This window comes from Scandinavium sp. NPDC088450, assembly GCF_044900545.1.
Lineage (GTDB): Bacteria > Pseudomonadota > Gammaproteobacteria > Enterobacterales > Enterobacteriaceae > Scandinavium.
Genome location: NZ_JBJDNI010000028.1, coordinates 19,100 through 42,033 on the forward strand (window position 1 = coordinate 19,100; position 22,934 = coordinate 42,033).

23 protein-coding genes are annotated in these 22,934 nt (G+C 54.6%); 15 read left to right on the top strand and 8 right to left on the bottom strand.

The features are described from left to right. Positions 1-11: 11 nt before the first annotated feature. The 3 genes from ACI2I2_RS20215 to ACI2I2_RS20225 form a co-directional block, all read right to left on the bottom strand. Positions 12-1,001 carry an aldo/keto reductase gene (locus ACI2I2_RS20215; protein ID WP_404659577.1) on the bottom strand — a complete coding sequence of 330 codons (990 nt, stop codon included), beginning with the start codon at positions 999-1,001 and terminating at the stop codon, positions 12-14. A gap of 23 nt (positions 1,002-1,024) precedes the next feature. Next, on the bottom strand, positions 1,025-1,876 hold the full coding sequence (locus ACI2I2_RS20220; protein WP_404659579.1) for an aldo/keto reductase: 852 nt from the start codon (positions 1,874-1,876) through the stop codon (positions 1,025-1,027). Between the two features lie 134 nt (positions 1,877-2,010). Beyond that, complete coding sequence (locus tag ACI2I2_RS20225; RefSeq protein WP_404659580.1) at positions 2,011-3,420, bottom strand: mercuric reductase; 1,410 nt, start codon at positions 3,418-3,420, stop codon at positions 2,011-2,013. 406 nt (positions 3,421-3,826) lie between these two features. Between ACI2I2_RS20225 and ACI2I2_RS20230 the strand changes: the two genes are divergently transcribed. The 7 genes from ACI2I2_RS20230 to ves all read left to right on the top strand — a co-directional run bounded on the left by ACI2I2_RS20230 (position 3,827) and on the right by ves (position 11,574). After that, positions 3,827-5,047: an aspartate aminotransferase family protein gene (locus ACI2I2_RS20230; RefSeq protein ID WP_404659581.1), complete on the top strand. Its 1,221-nt coding sequence runs from the start codon at positions 3,827-3,829 to the stop codon at positions 5,045-5,047. Next, positions 5,044-6,078: an arginine N-succinyltransferase gene (gene astA, locus ACI2I2_RS20235; protein ID WP_404659582.1), complete on the top strand. Its 1,035-nt coding sequence runs from the start codon at positions 5,044-5,046 to the stop codon at positions 6,076-6,078. The genes ACI2I2_RS20230 and astA overlap by 4 nt, the downstream gene beginning before the upstream one ends. Continuing rightward, the gene (gene astD / locus ACI2I2_RS20240) at positions 6,075-7,553 is read left to right on the top strand and encodes a succinylglutamate-semialdehyde dehydrogenase (RefSeq protein ID WP_404659584.1); all 1,479 of its coding nucleotides are present in this window, start codon (positions 6,075-6,077) and stop codon (positions 7,551-7,553) included. Before astA ends, astD begins: the two co-directional genes overlap by 4 nt. Then, entirely contained in the window at positions 7,550-8,875 is a 1,326-nt protein-coding gene (gene astB / locus ACI2I2_RS20245) for an N-succinylarginine dihydrolase (RefSeq protein ID WP_404659586.1), read from the top strand. The genes astD and astB overlap by 4 nt, the downstream gene beginning before the upstream one ends. Positions 8,876-8,885: 10 nt before the next feature. After that, positions 8,886-9,845, top strand: coding sequence for a succinylglutamate desuccinylase (astE, locus tag ACI2I2_RS20250; protein ID WP_404659587.1), 960 nt, complete (start codon positions 8,886-8,888; stop codon positions 9,843-9,845). A gap of 339 nt (positions 9,846-10,184) precedes the next feature. Further along, the gene (gene spy / locus ACI2I2_RS20255) at positions 10,185-10,673 is read left to right on the top strand and encodes an ATP-independent periplasmic protein-refolding chaperone Spy (protein ID WP_404659651.1); all 489 of its coding nucleotides are present in this window, start codon (positions 10,185-10,187) and stop codon (positions 10,671-10,673) included. 298 nt (positions 10,674-10,971) lie between these two features. Beyond that, positions 10,972-11,574: an environmental stress-induced protein Ves gene (gene ves / locus ACI2I2_RS20260; RefSeq protein WP_404659589.1), complete on the top strand. Its 603-nt coding sequence runs from the start codon at positions 10,972-10,974 to the stop codon at positions 11,572-11,574. Here ves and cho read toward each other — a convergent pair. Both cho and nadE read right to left on the bottom strand, forming a co-directional pair. Continuing rightward, positions 11,530-12,402, bottom strand: coding sequence for an excinuclease Cho (gene cho, locus ACI2I2_RS20265; RefSeq protein ID WP_404659590.1), 873 nt, complete (start codon positions 12,400-12,402; stop codon positions 11,530-11,532). The two genes, ves and cho, sit on opposite strands and share 45 nt — an antisense overlap. A gap of 152 nt (positions 12,403-12,554) precedes the next feature. Then, positions 12,555-13,382, bottom strand: a complete 828-nt coding sequence (nadE, locus tag ACI2I2_RS20270; protein ID WP_404659592.1) for an ammonia-dependent NAD(+) synthetase — start codon at positions 13,380-13,382, stop codon at positions 12,555-12,557. A gap of 222 nt (positions 13,383-13,604) precedes the next feature. Here nadE and osmE point away from each other — a divergent pair, with 222 nt between their 5' ends. The 8 genes from osmE (at position 13,605) to cedA (ending at position 19,921) form a co-directional block, all read left to right on the top strand. After that, positions 13,605-13,940 carry an osmotically-inducible lipoprotein OsmE gene (osmE, locus tag ACI2I2_RS20275; RefSeq protein ID WP_330981946.1) on the top strand — a complete coding sequence of 112 codons (336 nt, stop codon included), beginning with the start codon at positions 13,605-13,607 and terminating at the stop codon, positions 13,938-13,940. A gap of 297 nt (positions 13,941-14,237) precedes the next feature. Next, positions 14,238-14,558, top strand: a complete 321-nt coding sequence (chbB, locus tag ACI2I2_RS20280) for a PTS N,N'-diacetylchitobiose transporter subunit IIB (RefSeq protein ID WP_404659594.1) — start codon at positions 14,238-14,240, stop codon at positions 14,556-14,558. An 89-nt stretch (positions 14,559-14,647) separates the two neighbouring features. After that, complete coding sequence (gene chbC, locus ACI2I2_RS20285; protein ID WP_404659596.1) at positions 14,648-16,006, top strand: PTS N,N'-diacetylchitobiose transporter subunit IIC; 1,359 nt, start codon at positions 14,648-14,650, stop codon at positions 16,004-16,006. Positions 16,007-16,060: 54 nt separating this feature from the next. Next, positions 16,061-16,408, top strand: coding sequence for a PTS N,N'-diacetylchitobiose transporter subunit IIA (gene chbA / locus ACI2I2_RS20290; protein WP_404659597.1), 348 nt, complete (start codon positions 16,061-16,063; stop codon positions 16,406-16,408). A 30-nt stretch (positions 16,409-16,438) separates the two neighbouring features. Beyond that, positions 16,439-17,263: a transcriptional regulator ChbR gene (chbR, locus tag ACI2I2_RS20295; protein WP_404659598.1), complete on the top strand. Its 825-nt coding sequence runs from the start codon at positions 16,439-16,441 to the stop codon at positions 17,261-17,263. Between the two features lie 97 nt (positions 17,264-17,360). Continuing rightward, complete coding sequence (locus ACI2I2_RS20300; RefSeq protein ID WP_404659600.1) at positions 17,361-18,707, top strand: 6-phospho-beta-glucosidase; 1,347 nt, start codon at positions 17,361-17,363, stop codon at positions 18,705-18,707. A gap of 12 nt (positions 18,708-18,719) precedes the next feature. Then, the gene (gene chbG, locus ACI2I2_RS20305; RefSeq protein WP_404659601.1) at positions 18,720-19,478 is read left to right on the top strand and encodes a chitin disaccharide deacetylase; all 759 of its coding nucleotides are present in this window, start codon (positions 18,720-18,722) and stop codon (positions 19,476-19,478) included. 197 nt (positions 19,479-19,675) lie between these two features. Further along, on the top strand, positions 19,676-19,921 hold the full coding sequence (cedA, locus tag ACI2I2_RS20310; RefSeq protein ID WP_404659603.1) for a cell division activator CedA: 246 nt from the start codon (positions 19,676-19,678) through the stop codon (positions 19,919-19,921). Between the two features lie 112 nt (positions 19,922-20,033). On the opposite strand, the gene ACI2I2_RS20315 is transcribed toward cedA, so the two are convergent. Genes ACI2I2_RS20315 through citX form a run of 3 tightly spaced genes read right to left on the bottom strand, consistent with a single transcriptional unit; the run spans position 20,034 to position 22,934 of the window. Further along, positions 20,034-21,497, bottom strand: a complete 1,464-nt coding sequence (locus ACI2I2_RS20315; protein WP_404659604.1) for an anion permease — start codon at positions 21,495-21,497, stop codon at positions 20,034-20,036. Between the two features lie 29 nt (positions 21,498-21,526). Next, positions 21,527-22,411 carry a triphosphoribosyl-dephospho-CoA synthase CitG gene (gene citG / locus ACI2I2_RS20320; protein WP_404659606.1) on the bottom strand — a complete coding sequence of 295 codons (885 nt, stop codon included), beginning with the start codon at positions 22,409-22,411 and terminating at the stop codon, positions 21,527-21,529. Next, positions 22,383-22,934: a citrate lyase holo-[acyl-carrier protein] synthase gene (gene citX, locus ACI2I2_RS20325; protein ID WP_404659607.1), complete on the bottom strand. Its 552-nt coding sequence runs from the start codon at positions 22,932-22,934 to the stop codon at positions 22,383-22,385. The genes citG and citX overlap by 29 nt, the downstream gene beginning before the upstream one ends.

Consider the following 22,934-nt stretch of genomic DNA (forward strand, 5'->3'; position numbering starts at 1 on the left):
CCCGTCAGAAGTTAGCGACCGACCCGCGCCTGCATGGCCGCCGGGTAACGCTCTCCGACCACTTTCACGCTTTCCAGCGCCTGAGTAATGCGACGCAACTCATCCTGAGTAAAGCTGATGTGGGTTGCTCCCAGGTTTTCATCCAGACGGTGAAGCTTGGTGGTACCTGGAATCGGCACAATCCATGGTTTTTGTGCCAGCAGCCAGGCCAGCGCGATTTGCGCCGGCGTCACGCCTTTCTCTGCGGCAATCTCGCCCAGTAGCGCAACCAGTTTCTCATTCGCCTCAATGGCTTCGGCAGCAAAACGTGGCACTTTGCTACGGAAGTCATCCGCGCCGAACGTGGTGCCAGAGGTAATCGCGCCGGTTAAGAAGCCTTTGCCTAATGGGCTGAAGGGCACGAAGCCAATCCCCAGCTCTTCAAGCAAGGGCAGAATGTCCTGCTCAGGCTCGCGCCACCACATCGAGTATTCGCTTTGCAACGCTGTGACAGGCTGAACGGCGTGAGCCCGACGAATCGTCTGTGCGCCAGCCTCAGACAGGCCGAAGTGTTTCACTTTGCCTTCGTCGATAAGTTGCTTCACCGTTCCGGCAACATCTTCAATCGGCACGTCCGGGTCGACGCGGTGTTGGTACAGCAGGTCAATCACGTCCGTTTTCAGGCGGCGCAATGAGCCTTCCACCGCTTCACGAATATGTTCCGGACGGCTGTTAAGGATCTGCTGTTTATTGTCATCCCCGAAGGTAAAGCCAAACTTAGTGGCAATCACCACGCGATCACGAAACGGTTTTAACGCTTCGCCGACAACCTCTTCATTGAGATATGGGCCATACACTTCAGCGGTATCAAAGAACGTCACGCCGCGTTCGACCGCGGAGCGGATAAGTTCGACGGCCTGACGGGTATCTGTTGCCGGGCCGTAGCCGAAGCTGAGCCCCATACAGCCCAGGCCTAAAGCGGAGACTTCAAGGCCAGATTGGCCGAGAACACGTTTTTGCATTTGATTGCCTCTTAAGTTGCGGATCACACGTCAAGCTTGCGGCCGGTCAGCCATTCCACTTTGGTAGGATCACGGTGATCGAAGAATGCGCTGGTGGCGGTATCAAGGGCGGTAATGTGCAGCATTTCGTCCGGCGTGAGCTCGAAATCGAGGATGTCGATGTTCTCTTCCATTCGCGCTTTGCGGACGGTTTTCGCCAGCGACACAATGCCGCGCTGGAATATCCAGCGCAGAACAACCTGGCCCACGCTTTTGCCGTATTTCTTACCGATGGCTGTTAACACGGGATGTTCGAACAGGCCGTTTTTCCCTTCGGCAAACGGTGCCCAGGCTTCAGGCTGAATACCCCGGCTTTGCATCCACGGCACGGCCTGCAATTGCTGATTAAAAGGGTTCACTTCTATTTGATTCACCGCTGGCGTAAGGGTGTTGAAAGCGATCAAATCGGCCAGGCGGTCGGGGTGAAAATTACTCACGCCAATCGCGCGAATTTTCCCCGCCTGCTGGAGTTCTTCCATTGCACGCCATGCGCCATGGACATCACCGTAAGGCTGGTGAATCAAATAAAGGTCGACATAATCCAGCTGCAGGCGATTGAGCGAGCGCTCGAACTGTGCTTTCGCACCCTCATAATGGGTGTCCTGAAGCCACAGCTTGGTGGTGACGAACAGCTCATCGCGTGCCAGCCCGCTTTGTTTCAGCGCATTGCCGACCTGGGTTTCATTCTGATAAGACGCCGCCGTATCAATCAGGCGATAGCCGGTTTCGATGGCCTCAATCACCGCCCGCTCGCATTCGGCGGCGTCTGTCATCTGAAACACACCAAAACCCAGCAGGGGCATGTAAACACCGTTATTCAGGGTAACTGTTTGCATAGCGTAATCCTTCTTTGGGAATGCAGAGAGCTTAACGCAGAGCGATTAATACGATTAGAGGGAGTAATTCGCTAAGGTTAATCAGAATGATTCATGAATGAGGCAGGCTGTGAACGGCGCCACAGCCTGTGAGGCTATTGCTGATCAGCAGAAAGAGGGCTTAAGCGAGAGAGGATTGTCGGTAAAAATTCGGCTACGGTGGGGTGGACGGGCAGCGCCTGAAGCATTAACCGATAGCTCGCGCCCGTCGCCATGTAATTGGTAATAACCGCAATAATTTCGTCGCCGCCGATGCCCAGAAACGTGGCACCGAGAAAGCGTTCACTTTCGGCATCAACAATCAGGCGGATAATCCCGGCCGTTTCACTTTCTTCTTTGGCCCGGCTGACATCCGCCATGCGGAAGTTAGCCACCAGAATTTGCCTGCCGTCAGCGACCAGTTTTTTGGCCTGCTCGAGCGTAATGCCGGTGCGCCCGAGCGGTGGGTCGGTAAACATGGCATACGAAATCACACGCTGATCAGCGTCCTGCCACTGGCCTACGGGCGTTTGGCCTTCGATTTCTGCCGACACAATCTGGTAGTCGTGATAGCTGGTGTGGGTAAAAGCGCCGCGCCCGTTGATGTCGCCGAGCGCTTTTATCCCCGGCACGTTGGTATTGAAGTGTGCATCCGTGCGGATAAATCCACGCGAATCCGTTTCGACACCCACTGCGGCAAGATTAAGTCTGTCAGAATTTGGTACACGCCCTGTGGCAAACAGAATGTGGCTGCCGGTAAGCGCTGAGCCATCACTGAGCGTGGCTTTTATGCCGCCATTCTCAGAAGAAAGGCCAGTGACGGAGGCATTAAAATGAAAGGTGATGCCTTCCGCAGATAACACGTCAGCGATGGCTTCGCTCACATCGTTATCTTCCCTCTCGGCCACTCGTCCAGCGCGATGAATAATGGTCACTTCAGCGCCCAAGCGGCGATAAATTTGCCCAAGTTCCAGCCCGATATAGCTGGCACCGACAATCAGCAGATGCGAAGGGCAGGTTTCCAGCGCCAGCAGGCTGGCATTGTCCAGCCAGGGCACGCTGTCGATGCCCGGTAGGGTTGGAACAAACGCGCGAGTGCCGGTATTAAGATAAACCTGTGCCGCACTTAACGTTTCACCGTTCACTTCCAGCAGAAAACGCTCGCCATCGCGACCCTTAAAGCTGCCCCAACCGTGGAACATGTCCAGATTTTTCGTGCCTTCCAGCCACTGCGTCAAACCTGTTCGTGAGCATTCAACGCGTTCGCGCATCCGCTTAATCGCAGCTGAAAAGTCCACGTCTACGTTCCCTATGTTCACGCCAAATTCTGCGGCATGGCGCGCCAGATGAGCAATGCGGGCAGATTTACGCAGGGTTTTGGTCGGCGTACAGCCAAAATTTACGCAGGTGCCGCCATAGAAATTGCCTTCGATAATGGCCACATGTTGTCCACGCGAAGCCAGTTCCACCGCCAGTGACGGAGCGGCCTGGCCTGCGCCTATCAGCACAGAATCATAATGACGCATAAGGTTCCTCGGTTGTCAGGCTGTTTTGCACACTGATTGAGCGTAGTGCAGGGCGATCACCCTGACAAACCCACAGAGAAATGCGCTTTTTTGGCGCATTGTGCTCCGTTTTAGTGCGCAGGTTGACGATAAATCTCGCAGGCGATCACAGATCGTGAATTAAGTTTTACTAATGCATAACGTTGCGATTATTAATGCTGCTAATGGCGCTTTGTCTCGTATTTATTCACTTTTTATGCATTTGATATGAATAGCGTTAGGTTGTAAGTCATTGATATTTTGTTGTCCACTTCCGTTTATGCAGTTTTGTCGCTGGCTGGCACGATGCCTGCAATATACATTTACAGCACAAACACTCATTTTCATTAACATCACAATAACTTTATTTTTACCGGAAGAGGTTGCTATGAATCAGTCAGTATCGCGTGGAAATTTTGACGATTGGATGATGCCGGTTTACGCCCCGGCGCCTTTTATTCCGGTACGTGGGGAAGGCTCGCGCCTGTGGGATCAGCAGGGCAAAGAGTATATTGATTTTGCAGGTGGTATTGCTGTGAACGCACTTGGGCATGCGCACCCGGTGATGGTACGCGCGTTGACTGAACAGGCTGGCAAATTTTGGCACACCGGGAATGGCTACACCAACGAACCTGTGCTGAAGCTGGCAAAACAACTGATTGATGCCACCTTCGCCGAGAAAGTGTTTTTCTGTAACTCCGGGGCCGAAGCCAACGAAGCGGCGCTGAAGCTGGCGCGTAAATATGCTCATGACAAATTTGGCCCGCAGAAAAGCGGCATCGTGGCGTTCAAAAATGCGTTCCACGGCCGCACGCTGTTTACCGTCAGTGCGGGCGGGCAGCCTTCTTATTCTCAGGATTTTGCGCCGTTGCCGCCGCAAATCCAGCATGCGATTTACAACGACATCGACTCTGCGCGTGCGCTGATTAACGACGATACCTGCGCGGTGATCGTCGAGCCGATTCAGGGTGAAGGCGGTGTGGTACCTGCAACACCAGCTTTCCTGCAAGAACTGCGTGCTTTGTGCGACAAACATAATGCGCTGCTGATCTTCGATGAAGTGCAGACGGGTGTAGGCCGCACGGGCGAACTGTATGCCTATATGCGTTACAGTGTCACGCCTGATGTGTTGTCTACCGCCAAAGCGCTGGGCGGCGGTTTCCCGATTGGCGCACTGTTAACACGCAATGAATTTGCCAGCGTGATGACTGTTGGCACTCATGGCACCACGTATGGCGGTAACCCGCTGGCGTGCGCGGTGGCAAACGAAGTGCTGGCGACGATCAACACTCATGACGTTCTGAACGGGGTGAAACAACGCCACCAGTGGTTCGCCGAGCGTCTGACCGCCATTAATAACAAAGTCGGCCTGTTCGACGAAATTCGCGGCATGGGGCTGTTGATCGGCTGTGTATTGAAGGCCGAATACGCCGGGAAAGCGAAACAAATTAGCCAGCTTGCCGCCGAACACGGCCTGATGGTGTTGATCGCCGGGGCCAACGTGGTGCGTTTCGCGCCAGCGCTGATCATCAGTGAAGAAGAAGTGAATGCGGGCCTCGACCGCTTCGCCAAAACCTGCGAAAGCTTTGTCGCTGGGGTGACATCATGATGGTCATCCGCCCGGTCGGACGTGAGGATTTGTCCGGCCTGATGGCTCTGGCAGGGAAAACCGGCGGCGGCCTGACGTCGCTGCCAGTGGATGAGGCCACGCTCTCGGCACGTATTGAACGCTCGATTAACACCTGGAACGGCAGCCTGGAAAAAGGCGATCAGGGCTATGTTTTTGTGCTGGAAGATACCTCAACCGGCAGCGTGGCGGGCATTTGCGCCATTGAAGTGGCGGTGGGATTGCACGATCCCTGGTACAACTACCGCGTCGGTACGCTGGTGCATGCGTCAAAAGAACTGAATGTTTATAACGCACTGCCGACGCTGTTTCTGAGTAACGATCACACCGGCAGCAGCGAGCTCTGCACGTTGTTTCTCGACCCGGCGTGGCGTAAAGAAGGCAACGGGTATCTGCTGTCGAAATCCCGTTTCCTGTTTATGGCGGCCTTCCGCGATCGCTTTAACGACAAAGTGGTGGCCGAGATGCGCGGCGTTATCGACGACCATGGCTATTCGCCGTTCTGGGAAAGCCTGGGCCAGCGCTTCTTCTCCATGCCGTTTGCCCGTGCCGATTACCTGTGTGGCACAGGGCAAAAAGCGTTTATCGCTGAACTGATGCCGAAGCATCCGATCTACACCGATTTCCTGACGCCGGAAGCGCGAGCGGTGATTGGTGAAGTCCACCCGCAAACCGCGCCAGCGCGTGCGGTGCTGGAAAAAGAGGGCTTCCGCTATCGCAACTATGTCGACATTTTCGACGGCGGGCCAACGCTTGAGTGCGATGTCGACCGCGTGCGGGCCATCCGTAAAAGTCGCCTGGTGGAAGTGGGCGAAGGCCAGCCTGCGCCAGGTGAGTTGCCGACCTGCCTGGTGGCAAATGAACAATACGGCAACTTCCGTGCGATGCTGGTTCAGGCCGATCCCCACACTGAAAAACTGCTGTTAAGCGCCAAACAATTAGATGCCCTGAAGTGCCACGCGGGCGACCGTGTCCGGCTGGTGCGTCTTTGCCCGGAGGAGAAAAAAGCATGAGTTTATGGATCAATGGCGACTGGGTCACCGGGCGTGCTGAAGCCCGCAGCAAAAACAATCCTGTCACCCACGAAGCGGTGTGGCGCGGTAACGACGCCGACGCGGAACAAGTCGCGCAAGCCGTGCGAGCAGCACGCAGCGCCTTTGCTGGCTGGGCAAAACAGCCTTTCAGCGCTCGTCAGGCGATTGCCGAGAAATTTGCCGGTTTGCTGGAAGCCAATAAAGAAACGCTGACAGAAATCATTGCCCGCGAAACCGGTAAACCGCGCTGGGAAGCGGCGACAGAAATTGGCGCGATGATCAACAAAATCGCCATTTCCGTGAAGGCTTATCACAGCCGCACCGGCGAGCAGGAAACCGCGATGCCGGATGGCGCGGCAACGCTGCGTCACCGTCCTCATGGCGTGCTGGCGGTGTTTGGCCCTTACAACTTCCCGGGGCATTTGCCTAACGGCCATATCGTGCCTGCGCTGCTGGCGGGGAACACTGTGGTGTTCAAGCCGAGCGAATTAACGCCGATGAGCGGTGAGGCCGTAGTGAAACTGTGGGAGCAAGCCGGTTTGCCTGCGGGCGTACTGAACCTGGTGCAGGGCGGTCGCGCTGTGGGTGAAGCGCTCAGCGGACAAAGCGACCTCGACGGCTTGCTGTTTACCGGCAGCTCAAATACGGGCTTTACGCTGCACCGTCAACTGGCCGGACAGCCACAAAAAATCCTGGCGCTGGAAATGGGCGGCAATAACCCGCTGATCGTCGATGAGCCGCAGGATATCGATGCGGCGGTGCATCTGACCATTCAGTCGGCGTTTATTACCGCCGGGCAGCGTTGTACCTGTGCGCGGCGTCTGCTGGTGAAACGTGGCGAAGTGGGCGATGCCTTCCTTAACCGTCTGGTGGAAGTCAGTCGCCGTATTATTCCAGGCAGCTGGAATGCAGAACCTCAGCCGTTTATCGGCGGGCTGGTCTCAGAACAGGCGGCGAAAAATGTACGCAGCGCGTGGGAACAGCATGTGGCGAATGGCGCGGTCACGCTGCTGGAACCGCGCTTGCTGGAAGCAGGGACCTCATTAGTCACGCCGGGTATCCTGGACATGAGCAAGGCGACAAACGTGGCGGATGAAGAAGTGTTCGGCCCGCTGCTTTGCGTGTGGCGCTATGAAAGCTTTGACGAGGCCATCGCGATGGCGAATAACACTCGTTACGGCCTGTCCTGTGGGCTGATTTCCGCTGAGCGCGAAAAATTTGATCAGCTGCTGCTGGAAGCGCGCGCCGGGATCGTCAACTGGAACAAACCGCTGACGGGCGCAGCCAGTACCGCACCGTTTGGCGGCGTGGGCGCTTCGGGTAACCACAAACCAGGCGCATGGTATGCCGCGGATTATTGTGCATGGCCGATGGCGAGCCTTGAATCTGCGGCGTTGACGCTGCCGGGCTCGCTCAATCCTGGGCTGGATTTTTCCTCTGAGGTGTCATCATGAAAGCCTGGGAAGTGAATTTTGATGGTCTGCCTGGCTTAACGCACCATTACGCCGGGCTGTCGTTCGGCAATGAAGCATCGACAAAACACCGTTTTCGCGTCTCTAACCCGCAGCTGGCGGCGAAACAGGGCTTGCTGAAAATGAAAGCGCTGGCTGATTCAGGCTATCAGCAAGCCGTTCTGCCGCCGCAGGAACGCCCGAATGTGCCGCTTTTACGCCAGATTGGCTTTAGCGGCAGCGATGAGCAAGTGGTCGAGAAAGCCGCCACACAGGCACCACAACTGCTTTCCGCCGTGAGCTCAGCCTCGTCGATGTGGGTGGCGAATGCGGCGACAGTCTGCCCGTCAGCCGATGCGCTGGACGGTAAAGTGCATTTGACGGTCGCTAACCTGAACAACAAATTCCACCGTGCCAGCGAAGCGCCAACCACTAAAGCGGTGCTACGCGCGATTTTCGCCAATGAGCAAAACTTCGCGGTGCATGGCGCTTTGCCGCAGGTGGCGATGTTTGGTGATGAAGGCGCAGCCAACCATAACCGTCTTGGCGGTGAATACGGTCAGCCTGGCGTGCAGCTGTTTGTGTATGGGCGCGAAGAGGGCGGTCATCAGCAACCGCAGCGTTATCCTGCTCGTCAGACCCTTGAAGCCAGCCAGGCAGTAGCGCGGCTGAATCAGGTGAACCCTCAGCAGCTGATCTTCGCCCAGCAAAACCCGGCGGTTATCGATCAGGGCGTATTTCATAACGATGTGATTGCGGTCAGCAACCGTCAGGTGCTGTTCTGTCACCAGCAGGCTTTCCTGAATCAGCCGCAGCTGTATGCTCAGTTGCGTGAACGCGTCCCAGGCTTTACCCCTGTGGAAGTACCGACCGCGCGGGTTTCCGTGGACGATGCCGTCGCGACGTATCTGTTCAACAGTCAGTTACTAAGCAAGCCGGATGGCAGCATGATGCTGGTGCTGCCGAAAGAGTCACAGGAACACCCGGGCGTTTGGTCGTATCTCAACGACGTGCTGGCGCAGGATAACCCCATCAACGAGCTGAAAGTCTTCGACCTGCGCGAAAGCATGGCGAATGGCGGCGGCCCGGCCTGTCTGCGGCTGCGAGTGGTGCTGAACGAGCAGGAGCTGAAGGCAGTGAATCCGGCGGTGCTGATGAATGACTCGCTGTTCGACACGCTGAATACCTGGGTGGATAAATACTACCGTGACCGCCTGATTCAAGCCGATCTCGCTGATCCGCAACTGCTGCGCGAAGGCCGGGAAGCGCTGGACACACTCACGCAAATTCTTGGTCTGGGCTCGGTTTATCCGTTCCAGCAGTAAAGGAGGCACCATGCAGTCGTTTCTGGCGCTGACGCTGACCGGCGAAAAGCCGCAGCAAACCCGCGGCGAGACAGCGCAATTCCACTGGCAGTGGCACGATATCGGCATTCTGGAGCTGACACCGTTCGACGAATGCTCGCAGGCGCTGGTGCTGTCTGCGGGGATCCATGGCAACGAAACCGCGCCAGTGGAGATAATGGATTTGCTGCTCAAGGCGCTGTTTGCCGGGCAGATTACCTTGCGCTGGCGAATGTTACTGGTATTGGGCAACCCGCCTGCGCTGGTGGAGAACAAACGTTATTTGCACAGCGACATGAACCGGATGTTTGGCGGCCGCTGGCATGAGTTTGTACCGTCGCTTGAGACGGCGAGGGCGGCCAGGCTTGAAACCGCTTTGGGGCAGTTCTGGCAGCCGCTGGATTCCCTGCGCTGGCATCTGGATATGCATACCGCCATTCGCGGCTCCCATCACGTACGATTTGGTGTGTTGCCCCAGCGAGAAGCGCCGTGGGATGAAGACTTTTTGCACTGGCTGGGCGCCGCCGGGCTGGAAGCTCTGGTGTTTCATAAAAGCCCGGGAGGCACTTTTACCCATTTCAGCACGGAACGTTTCAACGCGCTCGCTTGCACACTGGAACTGGGCAAGGCGCTGCCGTTTGGTGAGAACGATTTGAGCCAGTTTGCGGCTACGCAACGTGCGCTTACCAGCTTGTTGCAAGGCGAGATAGCTTCTGCGCCGATACCGATGAAGTACCGGGTGGCGCAGCAGATAACCCGGCATGACGACACTTTCCAGTTGCACATGTCCGCGCAAACGCTGAACTTCACGCCGTTTGCGCAAGGCACGTTGCTGGCGGAAGAAGGAGAGACTCGCTGGGTCGCCGGGCATGATACGGAATATGTGCTTTTCCCTAATCCTAATGTCGCGCCGGGGTTACGGGCGGGATTAATGCTAGTGCGCGAAGCGTAAATAACGAAGGGGTGGCAGTGCGTTTTTGACTGCCACTTTTCTTTTTTATGTTGAACAGAAAGTGTTGACTGAAAATTTTACAGAGTATTCCTGGGTAATGCTTTTAAATTAAACAGGCGTGGTGTAGACTTCTTCATAATTCCTTCCAGAACAGCCTGTTACTAATATCTCTTCGCAATACTCCACACTTTATCCTTATTTTCTCCATAATTGGTTAAAACGCCGCTTTTATACTTTCAGTGTTTTACGTTTGCTCTGACTCATTGACGTTCAACCCCGTAAAGTTAATCCCGTCAACACGGCAATGCGCCGTAAAAAATAACTGAAAGTAAGGAACGTATTATGAAAAAGCTGACTTCTCTGATTATTGCCTCTACCCTGGCGCTGGGCGCTGCTAACTTCGCTCATGCTGCAGACACCGCGACGGCAACCACCACCGACAACGCGCCGATGATGCATCACAAAGGCAAACCAGGCATGCATCACGACATGATGTTCAAAGGCCTGAACCTGACCGACGCGCAGAAAACCCAGATTCGCGACATCATGAAAGAACAGCGCGGCAAAATGCAGCGTCCTTCTCAGGATGACCGCCGTGCGATGCACAGCCTGATTGCCAGCGACACCTTCGATAAAGCGAAAGCCGAAGAGATGGTGAACAAAATGGAAGCGCAGCACAAAGCCATGGCGCTCTCCCGCATGGAAACTCAGAACAAGATTTACAACATTCTGACTCCGGATCAGAAAAAACAATTTAATGCCAATTTTGAGAAGCGTCTGACAGAACGTCACACCATGGACGGTAAAATGGCTCCCGCTGCTGAATAATTCAGTCGCACCGTCTTAAAGACCGCCGGTCTTGCCCACACGCTGTGAATCGCTGTGGGCAGGACCGGCGGTTTTTCTTTTTTCCCCTCTTGCCAGTTGCCCGTTTCCCGGTATTCTCCTGCTATCACCTTTGACTCTTTTCTACCGGATATCAGCCCGTTAGCCGCTTTTTGCTGCGTTCGAAAGCAAAGAGGCTAAGGCTATCGTCAATCCCTGCCGATAATCCGTCTGTGGTGAATAACTGATAATCAACAAGGCGGCACAGTAAAGCCGTCCAGAAAGTCCTTCAGGAGTGATGATGGAATACTTTGATATCCGCAAGATGCCGGTCAGTTTATGGAAGAATGGGGCAGGTGAAACGCGGGAGCTGTGCTGCTTTCCGCCTGCTACGCGCGATTTCAACTGGCGCGCCAGTATCGCGTCCATTGCCGGTAACGGAGAGTTTTCCGCATTCCCTGGGGTAGACAGAGTGATTACGCTGCTGGAAGGTGGCGAAGTGACACTGGATGGTGGCACGGCGTTTCGTCACACCTTAAAACGCTTCCAGCCCTTTAGTTTCGCCGGTGAGCAAACCGTGCGTGCGCAGCTTTCTGAAGGGCAGATGTCGATGGATTTGAACATCATGACCCGGCGCGATCGCTGCCAGGCCAAAGTGCGTGTGGCCGATCGCACCTTCACGACGTTTGGTACTCGCGGTGGGATGGTCTTCGTGCTGAGCGGAGCCTGGCAGCTCGGCGATAAACTGCTGACTGCTGATCAGGGCGCGTGCTGGCAGGAAGGGCGTCACACCTTGCGTTTGCTGAAAGATGAAGGGCAAATTCTGTATAGCGAAATTAGCTGGCAGCCTGGCTTCCCGTTACCCGTCAGCCAGCAGATCGATAATCTCAGCCTCGCCGGATAACAGCGGTTTGCAGAGAATTTTATAGCCGTCATGATCGAAACCCGCGGGTAACTGAGTCAGCGTTTTGGCTTCACTCAATGCAGTGACAGAGCCCAGCCACAGCCAGTTGTGAATAATGTGATAGTCGGTCTGGTCATCAGCCTGCTCTTTGAGGGCAATCGCGCCTTGCCACGGCCAGCACACCAACTGTAGGCGGGCAAGTGCTGCCAGCAGCCGTTGATGGTGGGCTTCAACGCTTTCTTTCCCGCAGCATGCACCAGCGCAACGGCGCAGGGCTGAACGAAAACAACCTCGTCCTCGTGTTACCGCCTCCAGCCCCAATAATCCATAACAAAGCTGATGTTCATCGGCGGCACTCTTTAACGCTTCCAGCGCCGCGCGACGATTGGCGAACAACCCGTACAAACCCGGTTGATGCGAAAAATCGATATCTTTGGCATAGACGACCTGAGGCTGAGTGCCGTCCATCAACAGCGAACAAAGCTGACGGTTACGACGCAGGCGTTTATTGAACAGCGGCTGCTGTTCCTTGATGAGTTTCGCTTCCAGCAATAACGCGCCAACTTCACCTGCGGTGCGTGTCCAGGTGATGCGCCGCGCCTGGCGGAGCATGGCTGCTTCATCCGGCGTTCGCAGATGAGAGAGCACGCGGCTGCGCAAATTGACGCTTTTACCGATATAAAGCGGCAGCGTTTCGCTTTCGCCATGAAAGACGTAAACGCCGGGCAGGGAAGGCAGGGCTTCCAGCGACGGTCGCAGATGTTCGGGATATTCATAAATTGCCGCGGCCTCAAATTCGAGGCGCGGCGCAGAAAGACGCCTGGCCACACGGACTCCTGATGCTGGTTATGCATACAGTGTAGCAGCTTGGGCCGGGGAAATCATCCGTATTGCCGGGCGGCGCATTCGCTTGCACGGACTACAAGGCACAGGTTTTGTGCAGGCCGGATAAGCAGAGCGTCATCCGGCAACAGGGGAAATCAGCGCTTCCAGAAATCGTCGAACACCGTGATTGGCGGACGACGCTTATGCTCGGTTTTCAGATACCAGCCTTCAATGATTTTGGCGGTGCCTGCATCAACGTGTTTCCCTTCGAGGTAATCGTCAATGTTGTCATAGGTGACGCCCAGCGCGGCTTCGTCAGGCAGAGAAGGGCGGTCATCTTCCAAATCGGCGGTTGGGGCTTTCTTATACAGATGCTCCGGGCAACCCAATGTGGCCAGAAGCTGTTTTCCCTGGCGTTTGTTGAGGCGGAAAATAGGGTTGATGTCGGTGCCGCCATCGCCGTATTTGGTAAAGAACCCGGTGATGGCTTCTGCGGCATGATCGGTACCCACGACAACGCCTTTGGTCATGCCCGCGATGCTGTACTGGGCTTTCATGCGTTCACGTGCTTTCTCGTTACCGCGAACAAAATCGCTCAGTTCGATACCCGCTTCACGTAGCGCTTGCTCGCTCGCCAGCACGGCACCTTTAATATTGACCGTCAGCACGCGGTCCGGCTTGATAAAGTCAATCGCATCCTGGCAATCCTGTTCATCCGCCTGTACGCCATAGGGCAGGCGCACCGCGATAAACTGCAGGCTCTCGTCACCATTTTCTTGACGCAATTCATTAATGGCGGTCTGACACAGTTTGCCGGTCAGGGTCGAATCCTGGCCGCCGCTGATGCCGAGCACCAGTGACTTAATAAATGGATAAGTGTTCAGATAGGCCTTCAGAAAATCCACGCTGCGGCGAATTTCTTCTTCACTGTTAATCTGCGGTTTCGCGCCCAGTGCCGCGATAATCTCTTGTTGCAGAGCCATTTACCCCTCCCCGAAAAAGGTTGTCGTGTATCCGTTAAAGCTACCTCTTTGCCCGCAAAACGACAAGGATCACAGTTTTGACTGCCTTAAAAGGCGGCGATTTAGCAGGATATCGTTGTTTAAGTAGATTTATCTGAAAGATATGCCATCTTTGTCCTCAGGTTGAAAAAGATCGCACTTTATTCCAGGCTTATAACACACTGATAAAAAAGAGGACGGAATATGAACAAGAACGTAGCAGGATTTTTAGGTGCAGCAGCCGTACTGACTATGCTGGCGGGGTGTACCGCCTATGACCGAACCACCGATCAGTTCACTCAGCCGGTCGTGAAAGACGTGAAAAAGGGCATGACCCGTCAACAGGTCGCCCAGATTGCCGGTAAACCTTCATCTGAAATTACCATGATTCATGCGCGTGGTACTTGTCAGACTTACATCCTGGGTCAACGGGATGGTAAAGCTGAAACCTATTTCGTTGCGCTGGATGATACCGGCCGCGTGATCAATTCCGGTTACCAGACCTGCGCAGAGTACGACACCGACCCACAAGCGAAGTAACAGAATCAGTCATTTTGTTGAGTTCTACGAAAACCCGACCGCCTGGTCGGGTTTTTTTATGAGAAATCATGCTTATTTAATTGCGCGAATTATTTGGCCAAAATGTGAGGGTAGTCATAACCGGAGGTCAATGAGAGACAATTTGGTTGTGCCAGGAATTATCTTGCTGCTTTCTGATGCCGTATACTCAATCCCATAAACACAAAGTAACAATTCGTTACCATCATTACCCGGCCCCGATGTACAGAGGATGACGCAGCGGGAGACGGGCTCAAAAGGCAAATTGAGGAAGCGAGTATGGAAAAGAAACACATCTATCTGTTCTGTTCTGCGGGCATGTCCACCTCCCTGTTGGTGTCGAAAATGCGCGCACAAGCGGAGAAGTACGAAGTGCCTGTGGTGATTGAAGCGTTCCCTGAAACCCTCGCGGGTGAAAAAGGCGAAGCGGCTGATGTGGTATTACTGGGCCCACAAATCGCTTATATGCTTCCGGAAATTCAGCGTCTGCTACCTAATAAACCGGTAGAAGTGATTGATTCAATTCTGTACGGCAAAGTCGATGGTTTAGGTGTGCTTAAAGCCGCCGTCGCCGCAATTAAGAAAGCTTCAGCGCAATAATTTTTGATTTATTTAAATTTTCCCGTCAAAGAGTAATTTCACACACATTAACGCCGTAATGTTTATTGCGGCCTTTAAGGGTATTTTCTATGAGTAAAGTTATTAGCTCTCTTGAAAAGGTACTCCTTCCTTTTGCTGTTAAAATAGGAAAGCAGCCTCACGTTAACGCCATTAAAAACGGCTTTATTAAGTTAATGCCATTGACCCTCGCAGGGGCAATGTTTGTGCTTATCAATAACGTCTTTTTGAGTTTTGGCGAAGGCTCGTTCTTCTATTCATTAGGTATTCGGTTAGACGCTTCCACCATTGAAACCCTGAATGGTTTTAAAGCCATCGGCGGCAACGTGTACAACGGTACGTTGGGCATTATGTCGCTGATGGCGCCTTTTTTTATCGGCATGGCGCTGGCTGAAGAACGTAAAGTTGACCCGTTTGCGGCGGGCCTGCTTTCTGTCGCTGCCTTTATGACCGTTACGCCATACAGCGTAGGTGAAGCCTATGCGGTAGGGGCTAACTGGCTGGGTGGCGCAAACATCATATCCGGTATTCTTATCGGTCTGGTGGTGGCGGAGATGTTCACCTTTATCGTCCGTCGCAACTGGGTCATCAAACTGCCTGACAGCGTGCCGGGCTCCGTGTCCCGCTCGTTCTCCGCGGTTATCCCGGGCTTCATCATTCTGTCTATTTTCGGCATCATCGCCTGGGCGCTGACCCACTGGCAGACCAACTTCCACCAGATAATCATGGATTCTATCTCCACGCCGCTGGCGTCGATGGGTGCCGTGGTCGGTTGGGCGTATGTGATTTTCACCTCGCTGCTGTGGTTCTTCGGTGTGCACGGTTCGCTAGCCCTGACGGCGCTGGACAACGGCATCATGACCCCATGGGCGCTGGAAAACATCGCGATTTATCAGCAGTACGGTTCAGTTGAAGCGGCGCTGGCAGCCGGTAAGAGCTTCCATATGTGGGCGAAACCGATGCTGGACTCCTACATCTTCCTGGGCGGTACCGGTGCGACACTGGGTCTGATTATCGCTATCTTCATCGCTTCTCGCCGTGCGGATCACCGCCAGGTGGCGAAGCTGGCGCTGCCATCAGGCATCTTCCAGATTAACGAACCGATTCTGTTTGGTCTGCCCATCATCATGAACCCGGTAATGTTCATCCCGTTCGTGCTGATTCAACCGCTGCTGGCCGCCATCACCATGTCTGCGTACGGTCTGGGGCTTATCCCGCCAATCACTAACCTGGCACCGTGGACGATGCCAACCGGTTTGGGCGCATTCTTCAACACCAACGGAAGCATTGCGGCACTGCTGCTGGCACTGTTCAACCTCGGGGTATCGGTACTGGTTTACCTGCCGTTCGTGGTGGTCTCTAACAAGGCCCAGGCGGTGATTGACGAGCAAGAAAGCGAAGAAGACATCGCTAACGCACTGAAATTCTGAGGTAACGCGGAGCGGGGGGCTCTCCCGCTCCGCAAGACGTAAAAGGGAAATATTATGTTCGATCTGGATAAAATCGTGGCCGAAGAGGTGCAGGAAAACGACCTCGAAGAAGTAGTGATGGGACTCATCATTAACTCCGGACAGGCGCGCAGCCTGGCGTATACCGCACTGAAGCAGGCAAAGCAAGGCGATTTCGCCACCGCAAAAGCGACCATGGAACAGTCTCGCGTAGCCCTGAGTGAAGCGCATCGTGTACAGACTCAGCTCATCGAAAGTGATGAAGGCGAAGGCAAAATGAAGGTCAGCCTGGTGCTGGTTCATGCGCAGGATCATCTTATGACCTCAATGCTGGCGCGCGAACTGGTTGCTGAATTGATCGAGCTTCACGAGAAGGTACAATAAGGCGCAGAATTCACCATGAGGCAACCTAAGATGACGACCCTGGAAATCAGTACCGCACTTGAACAACAGCTGTTTAACGGTAAAGATTTTCATGTCTTCATCTACAACAAGACGGAAAGCATCAGCGGGTTGCACCAGCATGACTACTACGAGTTCACCCTCGTACTGACCGGGCGCTATTATCAGGAGATCAATGGCAAACGGGTAATGCTGGAGCGAGGGGATTTCGTGTTTATCCCGATGGGGTCACACCACCAGAGCTTCTATGAGTTCGGCGCGACCCGCATCCTGAACGTGGGCATCAGCAAGCGCTTCTTCGAGGAGCATTATCAGCCGCTGATGCCAGCTTTCCTGGTGGCCTCCCAGGTCTATTCGGTCAAAAGTACCTTTCTCAGCTATATAGAGTCGGTTATTGCCTCACTCAATTTCCGCGAAAATGAATTTGACGAGTTTATTGAAGTTGTCTCTTTTTATGTGGTTAACCGCCTTCGCCATTTCCGCGAAGAGCAAGCCCAGGATGTTATTCCACAATGGCTGAAAACCACTGTCGAAGAGATGCACGATAAACATAAATTCGGCGAAGGCGCGCTGGAAAATATGGTGGCGTTATCCGGTAAGTCTCAGGAGTATTTAACCCGAGCGACCCAACGCTATTACAGCAAGACGCCGATGCAGATTATTAATGATATCCGCATCAACTTCGCCATGAAGCAACTGGAAATTACCAATTACTCGGTGACCGATATTGCGTATGAATCTGGTTACAGCAGTCCGAGTCTGTTTATTAAGACCTTCAAGAAGCTGACCTCATTCACGCCAAGCAATTATCGAAAACAGCTCACCGTTATTAATTAACGCTGTGCGGTTCGCCGCACACACCGAATTCGTTTAGCTATCCGCATCTGTGGAGGGATTTTTACACCTTAAGGTGCGGATCACGAGGGAGAAAGTTATGAGCCAGAAATTAAAAGTCGTGACCATTGGCGGCGGCAGCAGCTACACCCCGGAATTACTGGAAGGGTTTCTCAAACGCTATCACGAACTGCCAGTAACAGAACTGTGGCTGGTGGACGTGGAAGGTGGGCAGGAAAAACTCGACATCATTCACGCCCTGTGCGAGCGCATGGTGCAGAAAGCGGGCGTGCCGATGACGGTGCATAAAACCCTCAACCGCCGCGAAGCGCTGAAGGACGCTAACTTTGTGACCACCCAGCTGCGCGTGGGCCAATTGCAGGCACGTGAAAAAGATGAACGTATTCCGCTGAGCCACGGCTATCTGGGCCAGGAAACTAACGGCGCGGGCGGTCTGTTTAAAGGCCTGCGCACCATTCCAGTGGTGTTTGACATCATTAAAGACGTGCAGGAAATCTGCCCGGACGCGTGGGTTATCAACTTCACTAACCCGGCCGGGATGGTGACGGAAGCGGTGTATCGTCACACCAACTTCAAGCGTTTTATTGGCGTGTGTAACATTCCGGTCGGCATGAAAATGTTCATCACTGATGTGCTGAAGCTGTCCGAAAAAGACGATCTCTCGATCGATCTGTTCGGCCTGAACCACATGGTGTTCATTCGCGATGTGATTGTGAACGGCGAATCTCGTTTCGCTGAACTGCTCGACGGCGTGGCTTCCGGCAAGCTCACCGCCAACACCGTGAAGAACATCTTCGATATGCCTTTCAGCGAAGGCCTGATTCGTTCCCTGAACCTGCTGCCGTGCTCTTATCTGTTGTACTACTTCAAACAGAAAGAGATGCTGGCTATCGAAATGGGCGAGTACTACAAAGGCGGCGCACGTGCGCAGGTGGTGCAGAAAGTTGAAAAACAGCTGTTCGATCTCTACAAAGATCCGGACCTCAACATCAAGCCGAAAGAGCTGGAGCAGCGCGGCGGAGCTTACTATTCTGATGCCGCTTGTGAAGTGATTAACGCTATCTACAACAACAAGCAGACCGAGCATTACGTCAACGTGCCGCATCACGGTCACGTCGACAATATCCCGGCAGACTGGGCTGTAGAAATGACCTGTATTTTAGGCAGCGAAGGGGCGAAACCGCACCCACGTCTGACCCATTTTGACGACAAAGTGCTGGGTCTGATCCATACCATTAAAGGCTTCGAAGTGGCGGCAAGCCATGCGGCGCTGAGCGGTGAGTTTAACGATGTGCTGCTGGCACTGAACCTTAGCCCGCTGATCCACTCTGATAAAGACGCAGAAGTGCTGGCCCGTGAGCTGATTCTGGCGCACGAAAAGTGGCTGCCGAACTTTGCCGACACGGTGAAAACCCTCAAGCAGTAAAAGGAGTGGCAGATGGAACGTGTGTTAATCGTCAATGCGGATGATTTTGGCCTGAGCAAAGGGCAAAACTACGGGATTGTCGACGCCTGCAAAAACGGTCTGGTGACCTCCACAACCGCGCTGGTGAACGGCGCGGAAATCGAACATGCGGCTCAGTTGAGCCGCTGTTTACCCGAACTGGCGGTCGGTATGCACTTTGTGCTGACGCTGGGAATGCCGCTTTCACCGATGCCGGGGCTGACCCGTGAAGGCAAACTCGGCAAGTGGATTTGGCAGATGGCGGAAGAAGACAAGCTGCCGCTGGAAGAAATCGCCCGCGAGCTCGACTGCCAGTATCACCGCTTTGTGGATTTGTTCGGCTGCGAGCCGACGCATTTCGACAGTCACCATCACGTGCATATGATCCCGCAGATTTTCCCGATTGTGGCAGCATTTGCAAAAGCGAAGGGTGTGGCGATGCGTATTGACCGCAGCCTGCAACAGCGCGATGGCCTGGACGATTTGGGCGTGCGCAGCAGTGCCGGTTTCACCAGCGAATTCTATGGCGATGCCATCAGCGAAGCGTTATTCCTGCAAACGCTGGACGCCTCGGTTCGCGCAGGGGAAAGTTCGCTGGAAGTGATGTGTCACCCGGCGCTGGTGGACAACACCCTTATGGGCAGCGCGTATTGCTACCCGCGTCTGGCTGAGCTGGACGTGCTGACTTCTCCCTCGTTGAAATATGCGGTGGCAGAGCGCGGATACCGTCTTGGGACGTATCGCGACGTATAGTTCTGTGTTTATTGATGCCCGGCGTTCCTCCCGCGGGCATCCTGTTAGGGGTTAGGCCGGGTCATTGTCAGCACCCGGCATTTTTTTGCCTGCATTTCACCGTCGTCGACAGGATCCGCACACAAGGCGCGACGCAGGGCCGTGGGATCGGCTATCATTGCTTCTTTCTGTCTCTGTTTTCTGGTGCTTTTCCGCTTATGAAACCGCTGCGTCAACAAAATACTCGTCCTGTCATCAGCTACGTGCCGCGTGTCGAACCGGCGCCGCCCGATCAAGCCTCGAAAGTCGATGGCTATCGGGATGTCTGGCTGCTGAGGGGGAAGTATGTGGCGTTTGTGCTGATGGGCGATCGTTTTCAGCGTTCTCAGGCGTTTAGCGTACCGGAGTCTGCGCAGCGCTGGGCGGTTCAGATGCGTCAGGAAGGCGAAGTGGAAGAAGAGTGACGGGCCTCTGAGTGCCTGCGAACTCTTGCCCGGTGGTGGCGTTGCCTTACCGGGCCGGTCTCCATTCGTAGGCCCGGCAAACGAAGTGCCGCCGGGCAATAAATCGACAGGTTTAGCTCCAGAGCGCCAGCACAGGCCAGCCGACCAGCAGTAACAGCGAGATATAAATCACGCCAAAAATGGCCCCTAAACGCCAGTAATCCTTCGACTTCACGTAACCACAGCCGTAGATGATGACCCCAGGCCCTGTGGCGTACGGCGTCAGACAGCCCATAATCCCTATCGACAGCACCAGCAAAATACACAGATGTTCCATTGGTACGCCCGGGATGCCTTTGCCTACAGCGAGGATCACCGGCAGCATCGTAGCGGTATGCGCAGACAGGCTTGCAAACAAATAGTGAGCAAAATAGAACACCAGAACCAGTACGATAACCGTGGTATTGGCGGAGAAACCTTCCAGATGCGAACTCATGGTGGTGGCGAACCAGTTGATAAACCCGGAGCGGGTCAGCCCGCTCGCCATTACCACCAACGTCGCCAGATTGACCAGCGTATTCCATGCGCTGTTGTAACGGGTGATCTCTTTCCACGGCACCACATGCAGAGCCAGCATCAGCGAAACGGCCAGCAGGCCAACGGCAGTGGCATCAATGTATTCCCCGCCAAACACCCACAAGCCAAGGCTTAATAAGACCAGAGCAATCAGGGTTTTCTCTTTGCCCGATAGCGCCCCCATCTCTTTTAGCGCATCGTTCGCCCAGCCAGAGACTTCCTCGCTGTGAGTGATTTCAGGTTTGTACAGCACGTACGAGAGCCAGGGGGCGACGATCAGCAGAATAATCCCCACCGGCAGGAAACTCAGAAACCACTGCAACCAGCTGATCTGAATGCCGGCGATTTTGCTGACAAACTCCAGCCCCAGTACGTTGGGTGCCGCCCCGGTGACGAACATCGAGGAACTGAGGCTGGTACTGATAACCATCATCCACATCAGGTAGCCGCCAATCCGTTTAGACGATGGGTCGTTAGGGAAAGATTTGAACAGCGGCGGCAAGTTTTTGATAACAGGGAAAACGGTCCCGCCAGTACGTGCGGTGTTCGACGGCGTAAACGGGGCCAGCAGAATGTCGATGATCACGATGGCATAACCCAGCGTCAGCGTGCGCTTGCCCATAAACTTGACCATGAACAGTGCAATACGACGGCCAAGTCCGGTCACTTCGTAACCCAGAGCAAAAATGAACGCGCCGAAAACCAGCCACACGGTGGTGCTGGAAAAGCCCGCCAGCCCCCATTTCAGCGACTCTTTCCCCACATCAAAAGCCGGGTCCGCCAGTTCTTTGGCATCGAACAGCAGATAATCACTGCCAATGACGCAAATCGTCACCGCAATAAAGCTTATCGCCGTCGCAGGAATGGGTTCGAGGATCATCCCGACAATCATCGCCACGAACACCGCGAAGTAGTGCCACGCTTGTGGCGGCATGCCGTCGGGAACCGGGATCAGCAGCATCACCGCCATCACCAGCAGCGGCGCTATCAACTTCCATATTTTATCTTTTGAAACAGACATAACTGATTCTCCAGTAAGGATTTTTTAACTTAACGTTGAAACATCAGGGAGCATTCGCTTAAAAAAATCGTCACGATCAGCAGGTCGGCGCTGCCGCCAGGGCTGAGGTTGCGGGCAATACAGAGATGGTCGAATTCTTGCAGACGGTGCAGATCGGCAGGGCGACGAATGCCGCCCTGTGACAGGCATCTTTTGGCCTGCTGTTGAAGCCAGTTCAGCCCTTGCTCGCCGCCGCGAGAAGCCACGTTGGTGTCGTCGTTATGCGCCATCAGCAACAGCAGGGTGTCGAGCAGAGCCAGTTCCGGGTCGATGCCTTGCGCACGTAGCGACTGCAAATGAGGCAGAGCCAGCGTTAAAGCCAGCGGGAAGCCCGCTTCTGCTTCGCCTCTTGCGCCCGTTAGCCCTAACTGGTGATACAGCCGCTGGCCCGCTGTTTGCAGAGGATTGTTAGCCTGTAATTCACGCGCGGTAAGGCCGCGACAGTACGCTGCAACGGTAGAGCAAAGCGCTGGTGGGGAAGCGGGAACCTGGCGCTGATAAAGGCGGCCTGCTGCGGCGCAGAGCAGGCCCAAAGAGAAAATGCTGCCTTTGTGCGTATTCACGCCAGCGGTGGCGCGAAACATGTCGGCTTCACAGGCCTGACCGAGCCTACGTAAACCAGGCAGAACCTGACGCTCATTCAGACCTGCACTCTCAGCGCCGTAATGAACAAAGCGGGCCAGCCATGGGCGGATAGCCTCCGCGCTGCGGTAAAAATCGTCCAGTGCCATGTCCTTGTGCGCGCCGCAGTTGAAGCGATCGACAAGGCCAGGTTTAGGGGACAAATTCACCTCGGCCATCATCGCCCGCCATCCATGATGGCTGACGTATTCGGCGAAAGTGGACTCAGGCGTGAGGTGAACAGTCGGCAGCATCCAGCAACGCCTCCATGCGGTTCAGCAAATCGGCGAGCGAATGCTTGCGTTCTCTGGCGCAAATCCTCGCGTCCTGTTCACACAGCAAGCAGCGACGCGGGGGCAGCGAGAATGCACTGCGCGAAAGCAATTTTCCCTGGGCGGTGAAGACGTCGATATCCCACAATCGACCCAGCGGGGCGTGTTGCTCCAGTTCGATGGCCGCCGCTTTCAGCGCCTGTGCCTGGGCATCTACCGCCAGCAGACCTTCCGCACCTGTCGGGAGTCCAAGGCAAAGCTGGTTTTTAATTTCCCAGCCTGAATCCTCAAGCCAGTCCCGCAGCGTCCGCACGCCATGATTGAAAATGCTTCGCGTAAGGCTGCTGTCTTTCACTGGCCCCGGAGCCAGGGTGGTAAACGAAATCAGCGGAGTGGCGTACTTCTTAAGCCACAGTTGTTGACGAGCCTGACGGACATCCCGGCTGGCGAGAAGGTCGGCTAAGCTCACGGCGCTATTGCAGGCAGAAGTCAGATACAGAGGCAT